This is a genomic window from Streptomyces sp. XY431, from assembly GCF_001279805.1.
GTDB classification, from domain to species: Bacteria; Actinomycetota; Actinomycetes; order Streptomycetales; family Streptomycetaceae; genus Kitasatospora; species Kitasatospora purpeofusca.
Window position 1 is genome coordinate 111,393 of the sequence record NZ_LGDO01000483.1, and the last position, 15,212, is coordinate 126,604.

16 protein-coding genes are annotated in these 15,212 nt (G+C 71.5%); 3 read left to right on the forward strand and 13 right to left on the reverse strand.

Going from position 1 to position 15,212, the window contains the following annotated elements:
• Positions 1 to 256: 256 nt before the first annotated feature.
• Positions 257 to 1,093, forward strand: a complete 837-nt coding sequence (locus ADK60_RS31970) for an RNA methyltransferase (RefSeq protein ID WP_053650487.1) — start codon at positions 257 to 259, stop codon at positions 1,091 to 1,093.
• A 7-nt stretch (positions 1,094 to 1,100) separates the two neighbouring features.
• On the opposite strand, the gene ADK60_RS31975 is transcribed toward ADK60_RS31970, so the two are convergent.
• The 9 genes from ADK60_RS31975 to ADK60_RS32015 are packed head-to-tail and all read right to left on the reverse strand — an operon-like array spanning position 1,101 to position 9,644.
• Positions 1,101 to 2,099 (reverse strand): glycosyltransferase family protein, encoded by a 999-nt coding sequence (locus tag ADK60_RS31975; protein ID WP_053650488.1) that lies wholly within the window; start codon positions 2,097 to 2,099, stop codon positions 1,101 to 1,103.
• Positions 2,096 to 2,950: a glycosyltransferase family 2 protein gene (locus ADK60_RS31980; protein WP_053650489.1), complete on the reverse strand. Its 855-nt coding sequence runs from the start codon at positions 2,948 to 2,950 to the stop codon at positions 2,096 to 2,098. Before ADK60_RS31980 ends, ADK60_RS31975 begins: the two co-directional genes overlap by 4 nt.
• Positions 2,947 to 3,726 carry an HAD family hydrolase gene (locus ADK60_RS31985; protein ID WP_053650490.1) on the reverse strand — a complete coding sequence of 260 codons (780 nt, stop codon included), beginning with the start codon at positions 3,724 to 3,726 and terminating at the stop codon, positions 2,947 to 2,949. The genes ADK60_RS31980 and ADK60_RS31985 overlap by 4 nt, the downstream gene beginning before the upstream one ends.
• Positions 3,723 to 4,745, reverse strand: coding sequence for an NAD-dependent epimerase/dehydratase family protein (locus tag ADK60_RS31990; protein WP_053650491.1), 1,023 nt, complete (start codon positions 4,743 to 4,745; stop codon positions 3,723 to 3,725). Before ADK60_RS31990 ends, ADK60_RS31985 begins: the two co-directional genes overlap by 4 nt.
• Positions 4,746 to 4,771: 26 nt before the next feature.
• Positions 4,772 to 5,974: a polysaccharide pyruvyl transferase family protein gene (locus tag ADK60_RS31995; RefSeq protein ID WP_053650492.1), complete on the reverse strand. Its 1,203-nt coding sequence runs from the start codon at positions 5,972 to 5,974 to the stop codon at positions 4,772 to 4,774.
• A gap of 16 nt (positions 5,975 to 5,990) precedes the next feature.
• Positions 5,991 to 7,025 (reverse strand): glycosyltransferase family protein, encoded by a 1,035-nt coding sequence (locus ADK60_RS32000; protein WP_199839801.1) that lies wholly within the window; start codon positions 7,023 to 7,025, stop codon positions 5,991 to 5,993.
• Positions 7,022 to 8,035 carry a glycosyltransferase gene (locus ADK60_RS32005; protein ID WP_053650493.1) on the reverse strand — a complete coding sequence of 338 codons (1,014 nt, stop codon included), beginning with the start codon at positions 8,033 to 8,035 and terminating at the stop codon, positions 7,022 to 7,024. Before ADK60_RS32005 ends, ADK60_RS32000 begins: the two co-directional genes overlap by 4 nt.
• Positions 8,032 to 8,691, reverse strand: coding sequence for a phytanoyl-CoA dioxygenase family protein (locus ADK60_RS32010; RefSeq protein ID WP_053650494.1), 660 nt, complete (start codon positions 8,689 to 8,691; stop codon positions 8,032 to 8,034). Before ADK60_RS32010 ends, ADK60_RS32005 begins: the two co-directional genes overlap by 4 nt.
• Positions 8,688 to 9,644, reverse strand: coding sequence for an NAD-dependent epimerase/dehydratase family protein (locus ADK60_RS32015; RefSeq protein WP_053650495.1), 957 nt, complete (start codon positions 9,642 to 9,644; stop codon positions 8,688 to 8,690). Before ADK60_RS32015 ends, ADK60_RS32010 begins: the two co-directional genes overlap by 4 nt.
• A gap of 396 nt (positions 9,645 to 10,040) precedes the next feature.
• Here ADK60_RS32015 and ADK60_RS32020 point away from each other — a divergent pair, with 396 nt between their 5' ends.
• The gene (locus ADK60_RS32020) at positions 10,041 to 11,393 is read left to right on the forward strand and encodes an NsdA family TPR-like regulatory protein (protein ID WP_053650496.1); all 1,353 of its coding nucleotides are present in this window, start codon (positions 10,041 to 10,043) and stop codon (positions 11,391 to 11,393) included.
• On the forward strand, positions 11,390 to 12,103 hold the full coding sequence (locus ADK60_RS32025) for an SDR family NAD(P)-dependent oxidoreductase (protein WP_053650497.1): 714 nt from the start codon (positions 11,390 to 11,392) through the stop codon (positions 12,101 to 12,103). Before ADK60_RS32020 ends, ADK60_RS32025 begins: the two co-directional genes overlap by 4 nt.
• Before the next feature lie 46 nt (positions 12,104 to 12,149).
• Here the strand turns inward: ADK60_RS32025 and ADK60_RS45240 are convergent, their stop codons facing one another.
• From ADK60_RS45240 to ADK60_RS32045, 4 genes are all read right to left on the reverse strand, one after another.
• Positions 12,150 to 12,449: a hypothetical protein gene (locus ADK60_RS45240; RefSeq protein WP_159400679.1), complete on the reverse strand. Its 300-nt coding sequence runs from the start codon at positions 12,447 to 12,449 to the stop codon at positions 12,150 to 12,152.
• Positions 12,450 to 12,733: 284 nt separating this feature from the next.
• Complete coding sequence (locus ADK60_RS32035; RefSeq protein ID WP_053650552.1) at positions 12,734 to 13,561, reverse strand: hypothetical protein; 828 nt, start codon at positions 13,559 to 13,561, stop codon at positions 12,734 to 12,736.
• Positions 13,562 to 13,563: 2 nt separating this feature from the next.
• Positions 13,564 to 14,409, reverse strand: coding sequence for a hypothetical protein (locus ADK60_RS32040; protein WP_053650499.1), 846 nt, complete (start codon positions 14,407 to 14,409; stop codon positions 13,564 to 13,566).
• Positions 14,390 to 15,202, reverse strand: a complete 813-nt coding sequence (locus tag ADK60_RS32045) for an aldo/keto reductase (protein WP_234371384.1) — start codon at positions 15,200 to 15,202, stop codon at positions 14,390 to 14,392. Before ADK60_RS32045 ends, ADK60_RS32040 begins: the two co-directional genes overlap by 20 nt.
• Between the last annotated feature and the right edge of the window lie 10 nt (positions 15,203 to 15,212).

The following is a 15,212-nucleotide window of genomic DNA, read 5'->3' on the forward strand; positions in this document are numbered from 1 at the left end:
CGCCTTAATTGATCTTTGTACTGCACATAGCACGGCCCGGTCCGGCCCCAACCGCTGGCGGCACGCACACCACGGCCCCGGCCCTGACGGCCAGGTCCTCGCCAGCGCCAGGAGGACGCGCTCGATCCGGTGATCAGGACCGCCAGTCAGCCCTCCCGGCTGGGGCCCGCTGCCGGTGTAGGGTTTCAGACTGCGCTGGTGCGGACTCCGCCGTGGTCGGAACGCATCGAGGTAGTCGGCTCATCTTGGAGGACAGGTGCCAGCGATCCAGCGAATCACCTCCCGCAACGCCCGGTTCCAGCTGTGGGAGGCGCTGCTCACCAACCGGAAGAAGCGCAACCAGCTCGGCGAGTTCCTGGTCCAGGGTGTTCGGCCGATCTCGCTGGCCGTGGAGTACGGCTGGCCGATCCACGCGCTGCTCTACGACGAGCGGCGGAAGTTGTCGAGCTGGGCGCAGGAGTTGCTGCGGACGACCCGGGCTGAGCGGATCGTGATGGCGCCCGAGCTGCTGGCGGAGCTGGGCGAGAAGACCGAGGGCGTGCCCGAGGTGATCGCGGTGGTCGGATTGCCGGCGGACGACCTCGGCCGGATCGAGGTCGGAGGGGACTTCCTCGGGGTCCTCTTCGACCGGCCGACCACGCCGGGCAACATCGGGAGCATCATTCGGTCGGCTGACGCCTTCGGCGCGCACGGGATGATCGTTTCGGGTCACGCAGCCGACGTCTACGATCCGAAGGCCGTGCGGGCAACCACGGGCAGCCTGTTCTCGCTGCCGTCCGTCCGCGTGCCGGGGCCGAACGAGGTGATGGCCTGGGTGGAGCAGCAGCGAGCCGCCGGTCGCCCCCTGGTCCTGGTGGGCACGGACGAGAAGGGCGACGCCGATGTCTTCGACTTCGACCTGACTCAGCCGGTGCTGCTGCTGGTGGGCAACGAGACGACCGGGCTGTCCAGCGCGTGGCGGGAGCTGTGCGACTTCACGGTGAACATCCCGATGACGGGGGCGGCCAGTTCACTGAACGCCTCGAACGCTACGACCGCGGTCCTGTACGAGGCTGCCCGGCAGCGGATCGCGGCCGGGCAGCGTTCGCGCTGATCTCAGCTCAGGTCCAGGTGCCGCCCGCGATGGCGCGGCGGTAGACCTCCTGGTACTTCGCGGCGACCACGTGGTGGCCCCAGCGGTCGACCGCGGTGGCGCGGAGGTACTCCGGGGCCGGAAGGCCGGCCAGAATCTTGGCGGCCTCCTCCGCAGTCGGTGTCTGCTCAACCGGTAGGGCGATGCCGACGTGCGGAGCGATCTCGCCCAAGCAGCCGTTGTCGGTGGCGATGACCGGGGTGCCACTGACGGCGGCCTCGGCGACGACGGTGGCCCCGGGCTCGATCCACTCGCCTCCGAAGGGGCCGCCAAACGGCTGCGAGAGGGCAAGCAGGGCCGCCGCACCGGCGAGCAGGCTGGTGCGGCGGCTACCTCCGACCTCTCCGATGTACTCCGTGCCGGGGTAGTCGGCGAGGATGCCGTGAAGGTAATCCGGCTCCCATGCCGGTCCGGCGAGTTTCAGCGGGAGGCCGGCGGCTTGGGCGAAGGCGGCGGCATCCCGCGCGCCCTTGTGGACGGAGACCCGGCCGAGGAACAGCAGGAAGTCGTCCTTCTTCTCCCGGTAGGTGTAGCGGTCGGGGTTGACCGGCAGCCGGATGATCGGCGCGTCCGCAGACCCGGCGGCTCGGCGCTGGGCGTGGGAGAGGTAGACGCCGTTTACCCGGTGCTCGGGCACACCGTTGAGGTGGTGGGTGCGGACTGCGGGCCAGTCGGGTTCGGCGGGCAGCAGTTGGCCGTTGGTGTGGTCGTGCACCACGTCCGGGTCGAACGCGCGCAGCGCTTCCAGGGTGGTGTCGTAGGTGGTGGCGTTCGATACGGTCACGCCCGACCGGGGGGCGGTGCCGGGGGCGCCGACGAGGAGGATCTCGCACCCGGCGGCCAGGAGTCCGTCGATGAGGGTGGCGACCACCCACTGGATGCCGCCGTAGCCCTGTGGCGGGACGGAGATCCACTGGGTGGTGTCCTGCCCGTACCGGTGGGGCGGGTTGAGCATGGCGATCTTCACGAGTGACTCCGGGCCGGTTCGAGGAGTTCGCGGCCGATGCCGGTCAGCACGGCGGCGGTGTACAGGAGGGCGAGCACGGCGGGTCGCGTACCGGGGCCGCCGGAGCGGTTGCGTCTCCACTCCTTGTGCAGGCCGGCGCGCGCGGTGCGGCGGCGGACTTCGCTGCGGCCCTGCCAGTAGGCGCGGCGCAGGAGGTAGCCGGGGCGGAGACGGTGGGCGGGGATCAGGTGGCGGACCTGGGTGTCGTGGAGGACTGCGGTGGTCGCGCCAAGGGCGGTGAGCCGGCGTACGAGCGTGGTGTCTTCGGCGGAGGCCAGGTTGTTGCCTACGCGGCCCAGGCGGCTGTCGAAGTCCAGCCCGAGCAGGCGGGCGTGGTCGCGGTCGAGGGCGAAGCAGCCGCCCCAGATGCTGGCGGGCAGGTCGGGGTGGTGGGAGCCGAGGTAGTGCAGTTGCCCGGCGGTGAGCCACCACGGGGTTCGGCGTCCCTGGAGGTCGGCGGTGATCCGGGTGCCGGCCACGTGCGCTCCGTCGGCGAGCGTGGATCGCAGGTGCTCGATGGCGGCGGTGGTGGGGACGATGTCGTCGTCCACGAATACGACGTGCCGGGTGGGGGCCTCTTTCAGGGCGAGGTTGCGGCTGTAGGACAGGCCGATGGTGGCCCCGTTGAAGAAGACGGTGCGTCGCCGGTCGGCAGTCTGGGCGAGTCGCCGTTGGGTGGTGGCGTCCGCGGCGGTGTCCACGACGACCACGAGGTGGTCGTCCGGGCCGAGGAGACCGGGCAGCCGGTCGAGGGCGGCCGGGAGCAGGCCCAGCCGGTTGCTGCACACCGCCACGGTGAGGGGGACAGTCACCGGGCCACCGCCGGGCGGCGCCGGGCCGGGGCGCTGTCGGTGAGCAGGGTGGCCAGGTCGGCGAGGTCGCGGGCGTGCAGGCTGTGGTCTGCGGCGGGGTGCCGGCGGACCTCCAGGCGTTCGGCCCGCACCTCCCGGTAGGCGGCGACCAGCGTCGGGTCGGTGCCGGGCGGGGCGCTCCAGCCGGTGGGCGGGGTGACGAGAGCGGCGTGGGCGCCGAGGCGCTGGGCGGGGGCGGCGTCGTGGTCGGGCCGGTCGCCGACCATGAGGGTGGTGGCCGGGTTCCAGCCGAGCTGTTCGATGGCCCAGCCGAGGAGGCCGGGGTCGGGCTTGGCGATGCCCACGGTGGTGTCGAGGGCGACGAGTGCCAGGTGCTCGGTGGTGCCGCTGGCGCGTAGGACCTCCTCGCACTCGGGGGGCTGGTTGGCGACCACGCACACCGGCCGGTGTTCGGCGAGGGCGGCGAAGGCGGCGACGGCTCCGGGGACCAGCTGCGCGAGGTCGGCCCAGCGGTGGCGGACGCTGGTCCAGGCGTGCGTGCCGGCCGGGCTGTAGAGGCCGGGGTTGGCGGTGGCGCTGGCCCGCTGGAGGTAGAAGCGGCGCATCTCGGCGGTGAAGTGCTCGATGGTCAGGGTCGGGTTGGCTTCGCCGGCCAGCTCCAGGACGCCTTGGAGCCAGGCGAGTTCGAAGGGCTCGTCGTAGTAGAGGACGCCGCCGACGTCGGTGGCGATGGTCTCGACGGCCGGGGCGGCGGCGGTCTCGGCGGGCTTGGTCACGGGGCGTCCGTCCGGGAGGTGGCGGTGGCGTACCACTCGGGCTGGGTGTCGGGGCCGGTTTCGAGGGTGAGCGTGCTGCGCGGGGTAACGGGGCCGTGGCCCTTGGCCCAGGTGGCGGTGGCGTCGAGGCCGGCGGCCAGCGGGGTGTCCTCCCAGCCGCCGAGCAGCATCCGGGCGAGTTCGCTGCTGGTGTAGGCGGCGTGGACCTCCTCGCGGGTGTCCAGGTGGCGGATTGGGTGGTCGGGGACGCCCATCGCCTCGCGGACCGCGTGGGCCATCTCCAGGACGGTGCAGGGCTGCTGGCTGCCGACGTTGATCACCCGGTTCCAGTGCCGGGGGGTCTCGGCGGCGTCGAGGAAGCAGCCGACGATGTCGTGTACGTAGGTGAAGGAGCGGCGCTGGCTGCCGTCGCCGTACACGGTGATCGGCTCGCCGCGCATGATCTGGTTGAGGAAGATCGCCACCGCGTTGCGCAGGGGGTCGCCCATGTTCTGCCGCTCGCCGTAGACGTTGTGCATCCGCAGCGCCGTGAACGGCAGGCCCTGCATCTGTGCGGTGATGGCGAGTTCGCGCTCGATGGTGAGCTTGGCGTTGCCGTAGCTGTCGACGGGCTGCGGGTGGTCGTCCTCGCACATCGGGACGCGGCCGGTGCCGTAGACGGCGACGGAGGAGGCGTAGGAGAAGTACCGGACCTTGGTGCGCAGGGCGGCGTTGATCAGGTGGGTGCTGCCGAGGACGTTGACCTCGTAGTTGTGGGCCTTGACTGCGTGGCTGATGCCCTCGGCGGCGAACGCGGCCAGGTGGAAGACGCTGTCGAAGGCGTGGTCGGCGAAGAGGTCGTCCACCACGGCGCGGTCGGCGATCGACCCGGTGACGAGGGTCGCACCGGCGGGGACGTTCTCCTTCTTGCCGCCGTCGAGGTTGTCCAGGACGACGACCTCGTGTCCGGCGGCCAGGAGCCGGTCGGCGAGGTGGGAGCCGATGAATCCGGCTCCGCCGGTGACCAGGTGCAGGGCCATGCTGTTCTCCGATCTGGTTGGGAGGGTCAGGAGTTGAGGAGTGCGTGTACCCGGGCGATGTCCGCCGTGGCGAGCGCTACCGCGGCGGGGAGCCGGGTGGCGAGGTGGTCGCGGAGCTTCTCGGTGTCCAGGCGGGCGAGATGCTCGGCGGCGGCAGGGTCGGCGGTGAACTCGGCGATGTCACGGTGGACGTCGCCGGCCGGGACGGCGGGACCGTACGTGTCGGCGAGGACGCCGTGGAACTTCGGGCTGTGGCCGAGAGCGACGGCGGGGGTGCCGCTGGACAGGGCACCGATCGAGGCGTGCAGGCGCTCGGAGATCACCAGTTCCGCACCGCCGAGGACGGCCTTGTAGTCGCTGGCTCCGGTGCCGTCGGCGTCCAGGACGTGCACCGGCACACCGGGCAGGCGGGCTGCGATCTGCCGGGCCAGGAGGCGGTCGTCGTTGTGCTCGCGGGAGTCGTGGCAGTGCGGGACGAGGACCAGGGGCCGGCAGCGTAGGCGCCACAGGGTGTCGGCGAGGCGGGTCAGCGCGTCGAGGTGCTCGGCGTCGGTGATCGGGCTGTAGCGGGTGACGCCCCGGCTCAGCGCCAGGCACACGTACTCCTGCCCGGTGTCGAAGCCGGCGTCACTGAGTAACTGCTGGGCGCGGTCCGGCGCGGAGGGCTGGAGGAGGAAAGCGGGGTCGGCGGAGAGCTGGACCTTGTCGGCGGGCAGGCCGAGCTGCTCGGTGAGGTAGGACAGGGTGGTGCTCTCGCGGACGGTCAGCAGGTCGAGCCGCTGGGCGGTGGCGGTGAACGCGGCCTGTTCGGCGGGGTCGGTGAGCGGGCCGACGGACTGGCCGACCATCGCGGTGGGGATGCCGAGCTGCTGGGCCCGGTCGAGCACGGCGAGGTAGGAGGTGGAAACGCCGTAGTCGGAGGTGTGCAGGTCGCCGCCGGTAGCGAGGACCAGGTCCGCGTGCTGGAGCAGGCGCGAGGCGCGCTCACGTCGGTGCGGCTCGGTTTCGACCGGTCGCAGGGTTGCCCAGGAGCGGGAGAGGACGAACGGGTCCGCGGTGCAGTCGGCTCCGCTGCCGGCCAGGGCCTCGGCGTCCAGGTCGGGGGTCTGGGTGAGGACGGTGATCGTGGTGTCCGGCGTGGGGGCCAGCGCGGTGGCCAGGGAACGGGCGAGGGCCTCGACTCCTCGGCTCTCGCAGCTGGTGATGCCGGTGAGCAGGATGTTGGGCACGGAGGTCCTTCCTGGGCTATTGGGTGAAGGCGAGGAGCTGGCCGAGAACGCGCCGGTAGTTGAAGCCGCGGCGGAGTTCGTCCTGGATGCGGCCCAGCCGCCGGCGGTTGGCGGGGGCGTCGCGCAGCAGCCGCGCGAGGCACCCGGCAGGGTCCTCGCCGAGGAGGAACGGGGTGATGTCCTCGCCGTAGAGGCTGGTGGTGTAGGCGAGTTCGGGCGGCAGGGCGGGCATGCTGCCGGCCGCGACGGTCTCGAACATGCGGGGGGTGAGCAGGTGCTGGTGGGCGAGCAGGGGGCGGGCCAGGACCGGGGTGATCTCGGCCTTCGCCATCTGGGTGAGGACCTGGCCGAACGGGACGGGGCCGGTGACCTTGACGCCGCGCTCGGCCAGCCAGCCGGGCCGGTTGGCGGTGGCGGTGAGGTGCTCGGGGTGGGGGTCGCCGGACCACCAGCGGCCGGCCACCCGCAGGCGGGTCAGCGGCGGCCTCGCCAACCGGGTGGCCTCCACGAGCTGGGCGAGGGCGTCCCAGCGCCACCAGTTCGCGCCGACGTACTGGAGGTCGTAGGTCGCGGCCGGTGCCCGCTCCGGTCGGTGCGTCGGCTTGGGCATCCCGAAGTAGGGGAAGAACTGCGCGCCGTCCGGGAGTTCGCCGAGGCGCGGCTGGAGGATCAGGTCGCTCAGTTGGTGGTAGAGCTGCTGCCACTGCTGGTGGCCGTAGGCTCCGGCGGAGTCGTCGGCGCCGAGGACGGTGTGCTCGCCCCAGTGCGCGTCCGGGTCCAGGACGATCCGGCGTTCGCGCGGGAAGCGCTCGCACAGCTCCAGCCGCTTCTCGTCCAGGAACTGGCGGCCCTCGAAGACCAGGACCAGGTGGGTGCCCCAGGCGAGGTCGTCGACGATCGGCAGGAGGCCGGGGACCTGGTCGTCCAGGCGGCACAGCGGCCCGGCCAGGGCGACTTCGCAGTCCAGCGCTGGGGCGGCGCGCACGTACTCGGCGACCATGTGCGCCGATCCGGCCTGCCAGTGGAAGTCTCCGGCGAACAGCACCCTCACCGCGCGACCCCGGCAGCGCGCAGGCGGCGGTGGGCGCGGCGGCGGCGCGCGATGGTCGGGGCGAGCCCCAGCAGCCACCACGCGGCGGCGGCTGTCTCCGCCCACCCGCGGACCGGGGTGGTGTTGCCACCGACCGAGCGGCCGGCCAGGTCCTGGCGCAACCACCGCCCGGCCAGGGAGAGGATCGCGGGCCATGTCCAGGTGATGTCGGTGAGCAGGAAGTAGTAGCGGTTGCGGCGCATCTGCACCCGCCGGTAGGTGCTCGCTCCAGTGCTTCCGCCGCCGTAGTGCTGGATGCCCAGGTCCAGGTTGAGGGCGACTCGCCAGTTCGCCCAGCGGGCCCGGCGGCACAGGTCGGTCTCGTCGTAGTAGGTGTGGAAGACCCGGTCGAACAGGCCGAGGGTGCGCAGGACCGTGGCGCGGACGAAGAAGGCCGAGCCCTGGACGTATGCGTGCTCCAGGGTGGCGGGGGCACGGCCGTGCGCGGGGCCGGCCGGGGAGGGTCGGTTCGGGCGGTCGCCCACGAAGCCGTCAACCTCGCCCAGCTTCAGCGCGTGGGTCGACCACTCGTTGTGCTCGTCCAGGGCGACGGTGTCGCCGTCGGCGGCGGTGTAGGTGTACTGCATGGGGCCGCAGATGCCGTAGGTGGGCCACTGCTCCATGAAGGCGGTCAGCTGCCGGACGAGGTCTGCCGGGGTGCGGGTGTCGGGGTTGACGAGGAACACGTAGTCGGCGCCGGCGGTCAGGGCGGCGCGCATGCCGACGTTGTTGGCGCGGGCGAAGCCCAGGTTCGCGTCGTTCTCGATGATCCGCACCGTGGGGAAGTCGTCGCGGACCAGCACGGTGCTGCCGTCGGTGGAGGCGTTGTCGACGTACCAGACGGTGAGGTCGAGGTCGGAGGTGTCGCTGGCGAGGAGGGTGGACAGGCAGGCGGGCAGCCAGCGCGCCTCGTTGGTGCCGACCGTGATGGTGGCGACCTTCGGGCGGCGGGTGGGTGCGGGGCTGGTCACGGTGCCTCCGTGGTGTCGGGGACGAACTCGATGACGAGGCTGCGGCGGGGCCGCGCGGTGGGGTTGGGACGCGAGGCGTGGACGGCCCGCACGTCGTGCACGGCCACGTCGCCGGCCAGTGCGCCGACCGTCTGGACGGGCCCGGCCTCGCGGGCCCGGTCGACGTCGGCGTCGTCGGCCAGCAGGTGGCTGCCGGGAACGAACTCCAGCGCCCCGTTGGAGGCGTCCGAATCGTCCAGGAACAGGCTCAGGTTGATGGCGTGGCCGGGTTCGGCGTCGGTGCGGTCGCGGTGCCAGGGGACGGCGGCGGCCACGTGCGGCATCTTGACGATCATGGCGATGACCCGGGCCCGCGCTGGACAGCCCAGGATGCTCTCGGCGAGGTGGTGCAGCGGGCCGGTGGCGAACAGCCCGGCCGCGAGTGGGGCGCCCGGCTGCTGCTCAAGGTTGTGGACGCGGTAGAGCACCGGCGTGCACTCTCCATCGCGGGTGAAGGACCAGAAGTCCTCGCCGCGGTGGCCACCCTCGAACGCGGCCACCAGGGCGTCGGCCTCGGTACGCAGCCGCTCCAGCAGCGGGCCGGTGACAACGGCCGGGACGACGGTGTACCCGTCTGCCCAGAGCTCGCCAAGGTCGGCGGCGGTCGGGGCGTTCACCGGGTGGCCCCGGCGGCGAGCTGCTGGGTGAACCAGGCGACGGTGGCGGCCAGGCCGTCCTCGATCGCCGTGCGCGGCGCCCACCCGAACACCTCACGGGCCACGGTGGTGTCCGGCCTGCGGCGGACCGGGTCGTCCTCGGGCAGGTCGGTGAACTCGACCTCCGCGGCGGAGCCGGTGAGGTCGAGGACCAGGTGGGCGAGGGCCAAGACCGTGCGCTCGTCCTCGGTGCCGAGGTTGACCGGGCCGGGGTGGTCACTCGCGGCGACCGCGAGCAGCCCGGCGACCGTGTCCTCGACGTAGCACAGGGAGCGGCTCTGGCCGCCGTCCCCGGCGACCTGGAGGGGCTGCCCAGCGAGTGCCCGGGTGACGAAGGCCGGCACCGCGCGGCCGTCGTCGGCCCGCATCCGGGGGCCGAAGGTGTTGAAGATCCGCACGATCGCGGTGTTGGTGCCGAACTCGCGGCGGTACGCCGCGGTGGCGGCCTCCGCGAAGCGCTTGGCTTCGTCGTAGACGCTGCGCGGGCCGATCGGGTTGACGTTGCCCCAGTACCCCTCGGTCTGCGGGTGCTGGTGCGGGTCGCCGTACACCTCCGACGTCGAGGCCAGGACGAACCGGGCGCCGCGTTCCTTCGCCAGCTCCAGCGCGTTCAACGTGCCGACGGAGCCGACGGAAAGGGTCGGGATGGGGTGGCGCAGGTAGTCCGCCGGGGACGCCGGCGAGGCGAGGTGGAACACCACGTCCACCGGGACCGCGACGGCGAGCTTGTCGTTGACGTCCTGCTCGACCAGCTCGAAGTACGGGGAGGTGACCAGGTGCGCGATGTTGTCGCGGCTGCCGGTCAGGAAGTTGTCCACGCAGACCACGGCGAAGTCGTCGCGGATCAGCGCGTCACACAGGTGGGAGCCGATGAATCCGGCTCCGCCGGTCACGACAGCGGTCCTTCGGGGCATGGGGCTCCTCCAGGGGCGGGCACGCCGGACCCGCCCGGCGGCACGAGGGCACGGCGGACTGGAGCGGCGTACAAGGTGAGCAGATGCGGGCGCGACCGGCTTGCCGCGCCCAGTGCGATCGGTGCGAGCGGTCCGTCGGCGTGACGTCGTCTCGCTGCGCGGCCGGGTCAGCAACAGGTCTCTGAGGTGGTCCCCGGCCGCCCCCGGGTGTCCGGCCGTTGTCTTTCCAGCCGGACACCCTTCGGGGGGAGCACTAGCTAACCCCCGATCAACTCCCTCTGAACAGACGAGGCTTGTCGTCTTCCTGTCGTCTTCTGACCCCAGCCGCCCCAGATGTAGCATCAGCACACAGTGGCGAACCGGCTACAATCCGGTGAACACATCGGAGGGTTGGGGATGGGCCGAGCTGCCGGCTTACGCACACCAATACGGCTGGTTCACCCGCTGAGCGTCGTCCGCGACGAGCGCGGCTGGACCTACCAGGACGTCGTGGACATCGTCGCCAAGCCCACCCGCCGGTCGGCGGACCGGCGCAAGGCGTGGAAGTGGGAGCACTGGGGCGTCGAGCCGGATGCCGAGAGCCAGGCCGCCCTCGCCGAGGCGGTCGGCATACCGCTGAGTGAGGTGCACCGGCTCGGCTGGCCCGGCTGGCTGCCGGACGGCGGCCCGGTCCAGACCGGTTTCCCCTGGACGAGGGCGGGGACGCTCCAGGCGTTGGACGACACCCTGGAGCACGCCATGCCCGACCGACGCGGGTTCATGAAGCTCGGCGGCCAGGCCCTGATCGTGCTGGCCGGCCAGTGGCTCACCCGAGACCCCGAACCGGTGGCCGCAGCGCTCGCCGGAGGCCGCGTAGACAAGCAGCTCGTCGCAGACCTGGAGAGCGGCCTTCCCCGGCTCCGACGCCTGGAGGCCCGCCTCGGCGGCCCTCGGGCCCGCCATCTCCTGGACGCCGAACTCGACACCGTCACCGGCATCCTCAAGGAAGCTTCCTACACCGACCGGGTCGGCCAGCGGCTGCTCCGCCTCAGCGCCGAACTCGCCCGCCTCGCCGGCTGGTCCTCCTTCGACGCCGGACTCCACACCGCGGCCCAGCGGTACTGGACCAGCGGCCTACGAGCCGCCCACACCGCCAACGACCGCGCACTGGGCGCCAACATCGTCAAGTCGCTCAGCCTCCAGTGCTACGACCACGGCCTGTTCGCCGACTCCCTCACGCTCGCGGAAGCCGCCGTTGAAGGTGCGGGCGCCGTCACCCCCCGCACCCTGGCCATGCTGCTGCTGCGGCAGGCCCGCGCGGCGGCGGCCTGCGGAGACAGCGCCGAGTGCGACCGCCTGCTGTCCGCCGCCGAGACCCAGATGGACCGCGCCGCAGCCGGTGACGAGGACCCCGCCTGGACCAGCTACTTCGACACGGCGGAGTTCCACGCCCAGACCGCCACCTGCCACGCCGACCTGGGCCGCCCGACCCTCGCCCAGAACAACTACGCCACCGCGCTGGCCCTCATGCCGGCCGCCAAGCGACGCGACCTGGCCACCTACACCATCCAGAACGCCCGGACCCACACCGCCCTCGGCGACGCCGACCACGCGGTCCACCTTCTGGAAACGGCCATCCCGATGATCACCGCCGCACCGTCCCAGCGGAACGCGGCCCGCGCCGCAGCGGCCCGTGCCGAACTCCCACTCACCGTAAAGGACCCGAAAGTCCAGCGACTCGACCAACTGCTCGCCACACTGGTCGCATGACCGACTTCTCGGACCAGCGCGTCGCACTCGTCTCCGGCGGCAACCGCGGCCTCGGCTTCGCCGTCGCCGCCCAACTCGCCTCACAGGGCATCCACGTCGTCATGGGCGTGCGCGATCGCCTGGCCGGCCGCGACGCCGAGACGGCCCTGGGCCGCAAGGGCCTGATGGTGCACTCCCACGTCCTCGACGTCACCGACCCCGCGAGCGTTGCCCGGGCCGTCGCCGATGTCGCCGCCCCGTTCGGCCGCCTGGACATCTTGGTCAACAACGCCGCCGTCGCCATCGACCGCCAACAGCCAGCCGCAGCGCCCGACTTCGAGAAGATCCGCGCCACCCTCGACACCAACCTGCTCGGCGCCTGGCGCCTCAGCGCCGCCGCCATCGGCGAGATGCGGAAGAACAACTTCGGCCGGATCGTCAACATCACCAGCCACCTCGGCTCCCAGAACAACATGGGCACCGGCAACGTGAGTTACCGCGTCTCCAAGGCCGGCCTCAACGCCCTCACCCAGATCCTCGCCGCCGAACTCGACGGTACCGGCATCCTCGTCAACGCAGCAGCCCCCGGCCGGATGAACACCCGCATGGCCTACGAGGAGACGGACCGCACCCCCGAGGAAGCCGCAGACACACCCGTCTGGCTCGCCACCCTCCCCGACGACGGCCCCACCGGCGGCCTCTTCTACGAACGCCAGCCCCTGACGTGGTGAACCTCGGGCCCGAGCGCACCGGCCCTGCTCACCCGTACCCGGCAGATCACCAAGTGCGCCGGTGCACCCCCAGCGACCGTCGCATCACGGCCACCAGGTGCTTCTGCGCCCGATCAAGCCCGTCCGCATAGTCCTGGAATTCCGATTGGCCAAGCTGCGGGCCGGCCGGTCCGGCGTCCCGCTGGACACGTTCCAGGAACGACGCAAAGGACCGGCCGAAGCGGTCCGCCTCGACCGCCACCGGCGCAGGGGCAAGCAGGCCCACTCGCACCAGAGCCACGTCCCACCCGGCAAGATCGTCACTCCACGCAGAGCCCTGATCGGGGGCCTGCCTGATCGCCGCCATCAACCGGGCATATCTGCTCAGGAGTTCCTGGTAGGCAGCCAGCTGCTGGTCGGCCGCACTGCGGTGCCCTCGACGCCCTCGATCAAGCCAACTGTGGGCGAGTACTCCGAGGATCACCGCTCCCGCTCCGGCGAGAGTCGTGATCACCACGTCCGATAACCCCACTGCGCTCCTCCCGTACATGCGATTGCCCGCAGGACCTGACGGTCACGCCAGACCCTCGGGCAGCTCGCCCCTGATAGAGCACGTGCCGGCGCAGGTGCTTCGGCTCCTGGTACCCACCGTCACGCCTGTTGAAGCGAGCTGATCAGTTGCTCGGCTTCGGCCCACGCTGGTGCCACCCGCGGATCGTCCGGGTGGGCATGTGGCCCGGCGATCTTTGCCAGGACGAAGAGGCGCATCACCATGCCGTCCCGGCTCTCAAGGTCTGCCCGGCGCTCGCGGCGAACGCGATCCGCGAGCGCCGGGACGGCCAAGGAGGCGGCCAGCAGCGACGCCGAGTCGAGGCCACTCGGTGCCATCCCCCAGTCCTCCCAGTCGAACAGGCAGAACTCGGGGCCGGTGACGTTCGCCCAGTTGAGATCCGAGTGGGCCGGACACCAACGGTCCACTCGGGTGTTCACTGCTTCCGGGAAGGCGGACCGGATAGTGTCGTCGACCAGCTCCTGGGTGATCTGTTCGGTGTCCGGAGTCGCTATCCGCGTGGTGCGGTGGTCTGCCAATGCGGCCAGCGAGGCGTTCAGCGAGCTCCACCACCTGTCGGACAACTTCGGGTCGGTGACCGCGACCGCCGGCCCGACCGGGCTGCCCGGCAAGAGTGAGGTCTCATCCGCCTGCCAGACCGCCTCGCCTTCCAGGTCCTGCCATGCTGCCGCCCTGACCCAGCGAGGCATCGCAACTCCGGCCAGCTTCGCTGCGGCCCGAGGCCCGTCCAGTCCTTGTTCCTGGGCGCGCGCCCAGGGGCGGCGTTCCACCCGGACCCAGGTCGAGCGGTCTGTACGGGCTCCGATCGTGCGACGCTTCCGCAGCAGTGTGGCCCGGTTGAGGCTGGTGCCGAGCCGTTGTTCCGCTTGATGCAGAACGTGCTCGATGGGTTGCTCCCGAAGGTCCATGTCTAGCTGGGGCTGGTGCTGACTCCCGGCCACCCGAGAACGCCGGTCAGCTCCTGGGCTTGGTCCGCGAGGAGCGGTGCCAGTTCCGGGTAGTACCCCCGGTCTACTGCCTGGAGCATCTCTGCGAGAGCGATCAGCTGACCGATACGTCCGGCGGGCGTTTCCAGGATCTCGGCGAACTCACTCCGAACGCGGTTCGCAACCCCCGGTACGAGGAGGCTGCTCACCCACAGGACCGCGGGGTCGTAGCCGACCGGCACAAGGCCCCATCGCTCCCAGTCGAGGATCTCGAGCGGCTCCGCAGTCAGGTTGGCCCACTGGAGGTCACCGTGGCCGGCGATCCGCTCGACTTCGGCGGGGGCCGGGATGCCCAGGTACTTCGGGAAGACCTCCTCGATCCACGTCTGGCGGAGAGTGATCTTCGCAGTGGGTGCTTCCGCGATACCCGCCAGGGCGTTCCGCAGCACGGTCCACCAGCCATCATCCAGGCCGGGGTCGCTGCGGAGGTCCGGGGTCGATGAGACCGCAGGACCTACCAGGTCGAAGACGTCGGCCTGGTAGAACCAGCTGGCCTCCGTCCAGTCCAGGGTGTCGTGGAGTCGGGGACGTGGGACGGTTGCGGGGACGAGCTGTTCAGCGCCGAGGGCACCCTGGCCGGTCGGCCGGGGCGCCCGGCGGCGGCTGCTCCTGGAGACCCGGAGCCAGACGTCCTCGGCCTGGCGACCGACCGTGGCTCCGGAGGTACCGAAGACCTGCGGTCCGGTGCACACCAGGCCGAGGAATCCGGCGGCCTTCGTGTGCGCTGCCGTCAGGTCGTGCCGGGTGTCGTCATCCGGCTGAAAGGACATCGAGCACCGTCCTGAGTCGTGCGTCGGGGATCGGCTGGGCGAGAGCGTCCCGGGCATCCTCCCAGTGCTGGAGGGTGCTGGTCGAGGTGAGGACGACGTCCAGAGCGGGGCAGGCCCCGATGAGCTGGAACGCCGCAGTGTGCGGGGTCGATCCCGGCTGGATGAGGTTCACCAGTTCGGGTGTCATCAGGCCCGGCAGTTCACCACCGTGCAGGGGCGCGGACGCGAACGTCGCGATCCCGGCGTCGCGCGCGTCGATGAGCGGTCCGGCTCCGTCGAGTGCCTGTGTGATCGGCTCGGCCATGACGAGGCTCACCGGCAGCTGTACGCCAGCGAGGTGGTGGTTCGCAGACCCGGCTGCTTCGCCGGCCAGCGCGATCAGTTCGGAGATAGTGAACGCCTGGCGGGTGAAGCCGGCCCAGGTGGCGACGCCGTAACCCCCGATGCGACCAGCCTGTGCGAATTCCTCCAGCACGGCGAACGCGGCACGGAGGTTGTGCTGCAGTTGTTGCCGGTCGTGGTCGGACCGTTCGGGGTTGTGGACGAAGACGATGTCGGCACGACCGAGGACGGCGAGCGACTCCTCGGTCTGGGCGCGGACGTCCTCGGGGGCGATGCTGTGGCGGCCGTCCGGGTGGAACCCGGTCTTCGTCGTCACCTTGGCAGTCGGGTGCTCGGCGAGCACCGGGGCCACATCATGGTGTGCCCGGCCGTGAGCGTAGTTGGGGGCGGTGTCGATCCACTTCGCCCCGGCTGTGAGGGCGGTGCGCGCCGCTTCGCCGACGGCGCGCACCCGGTAGGTC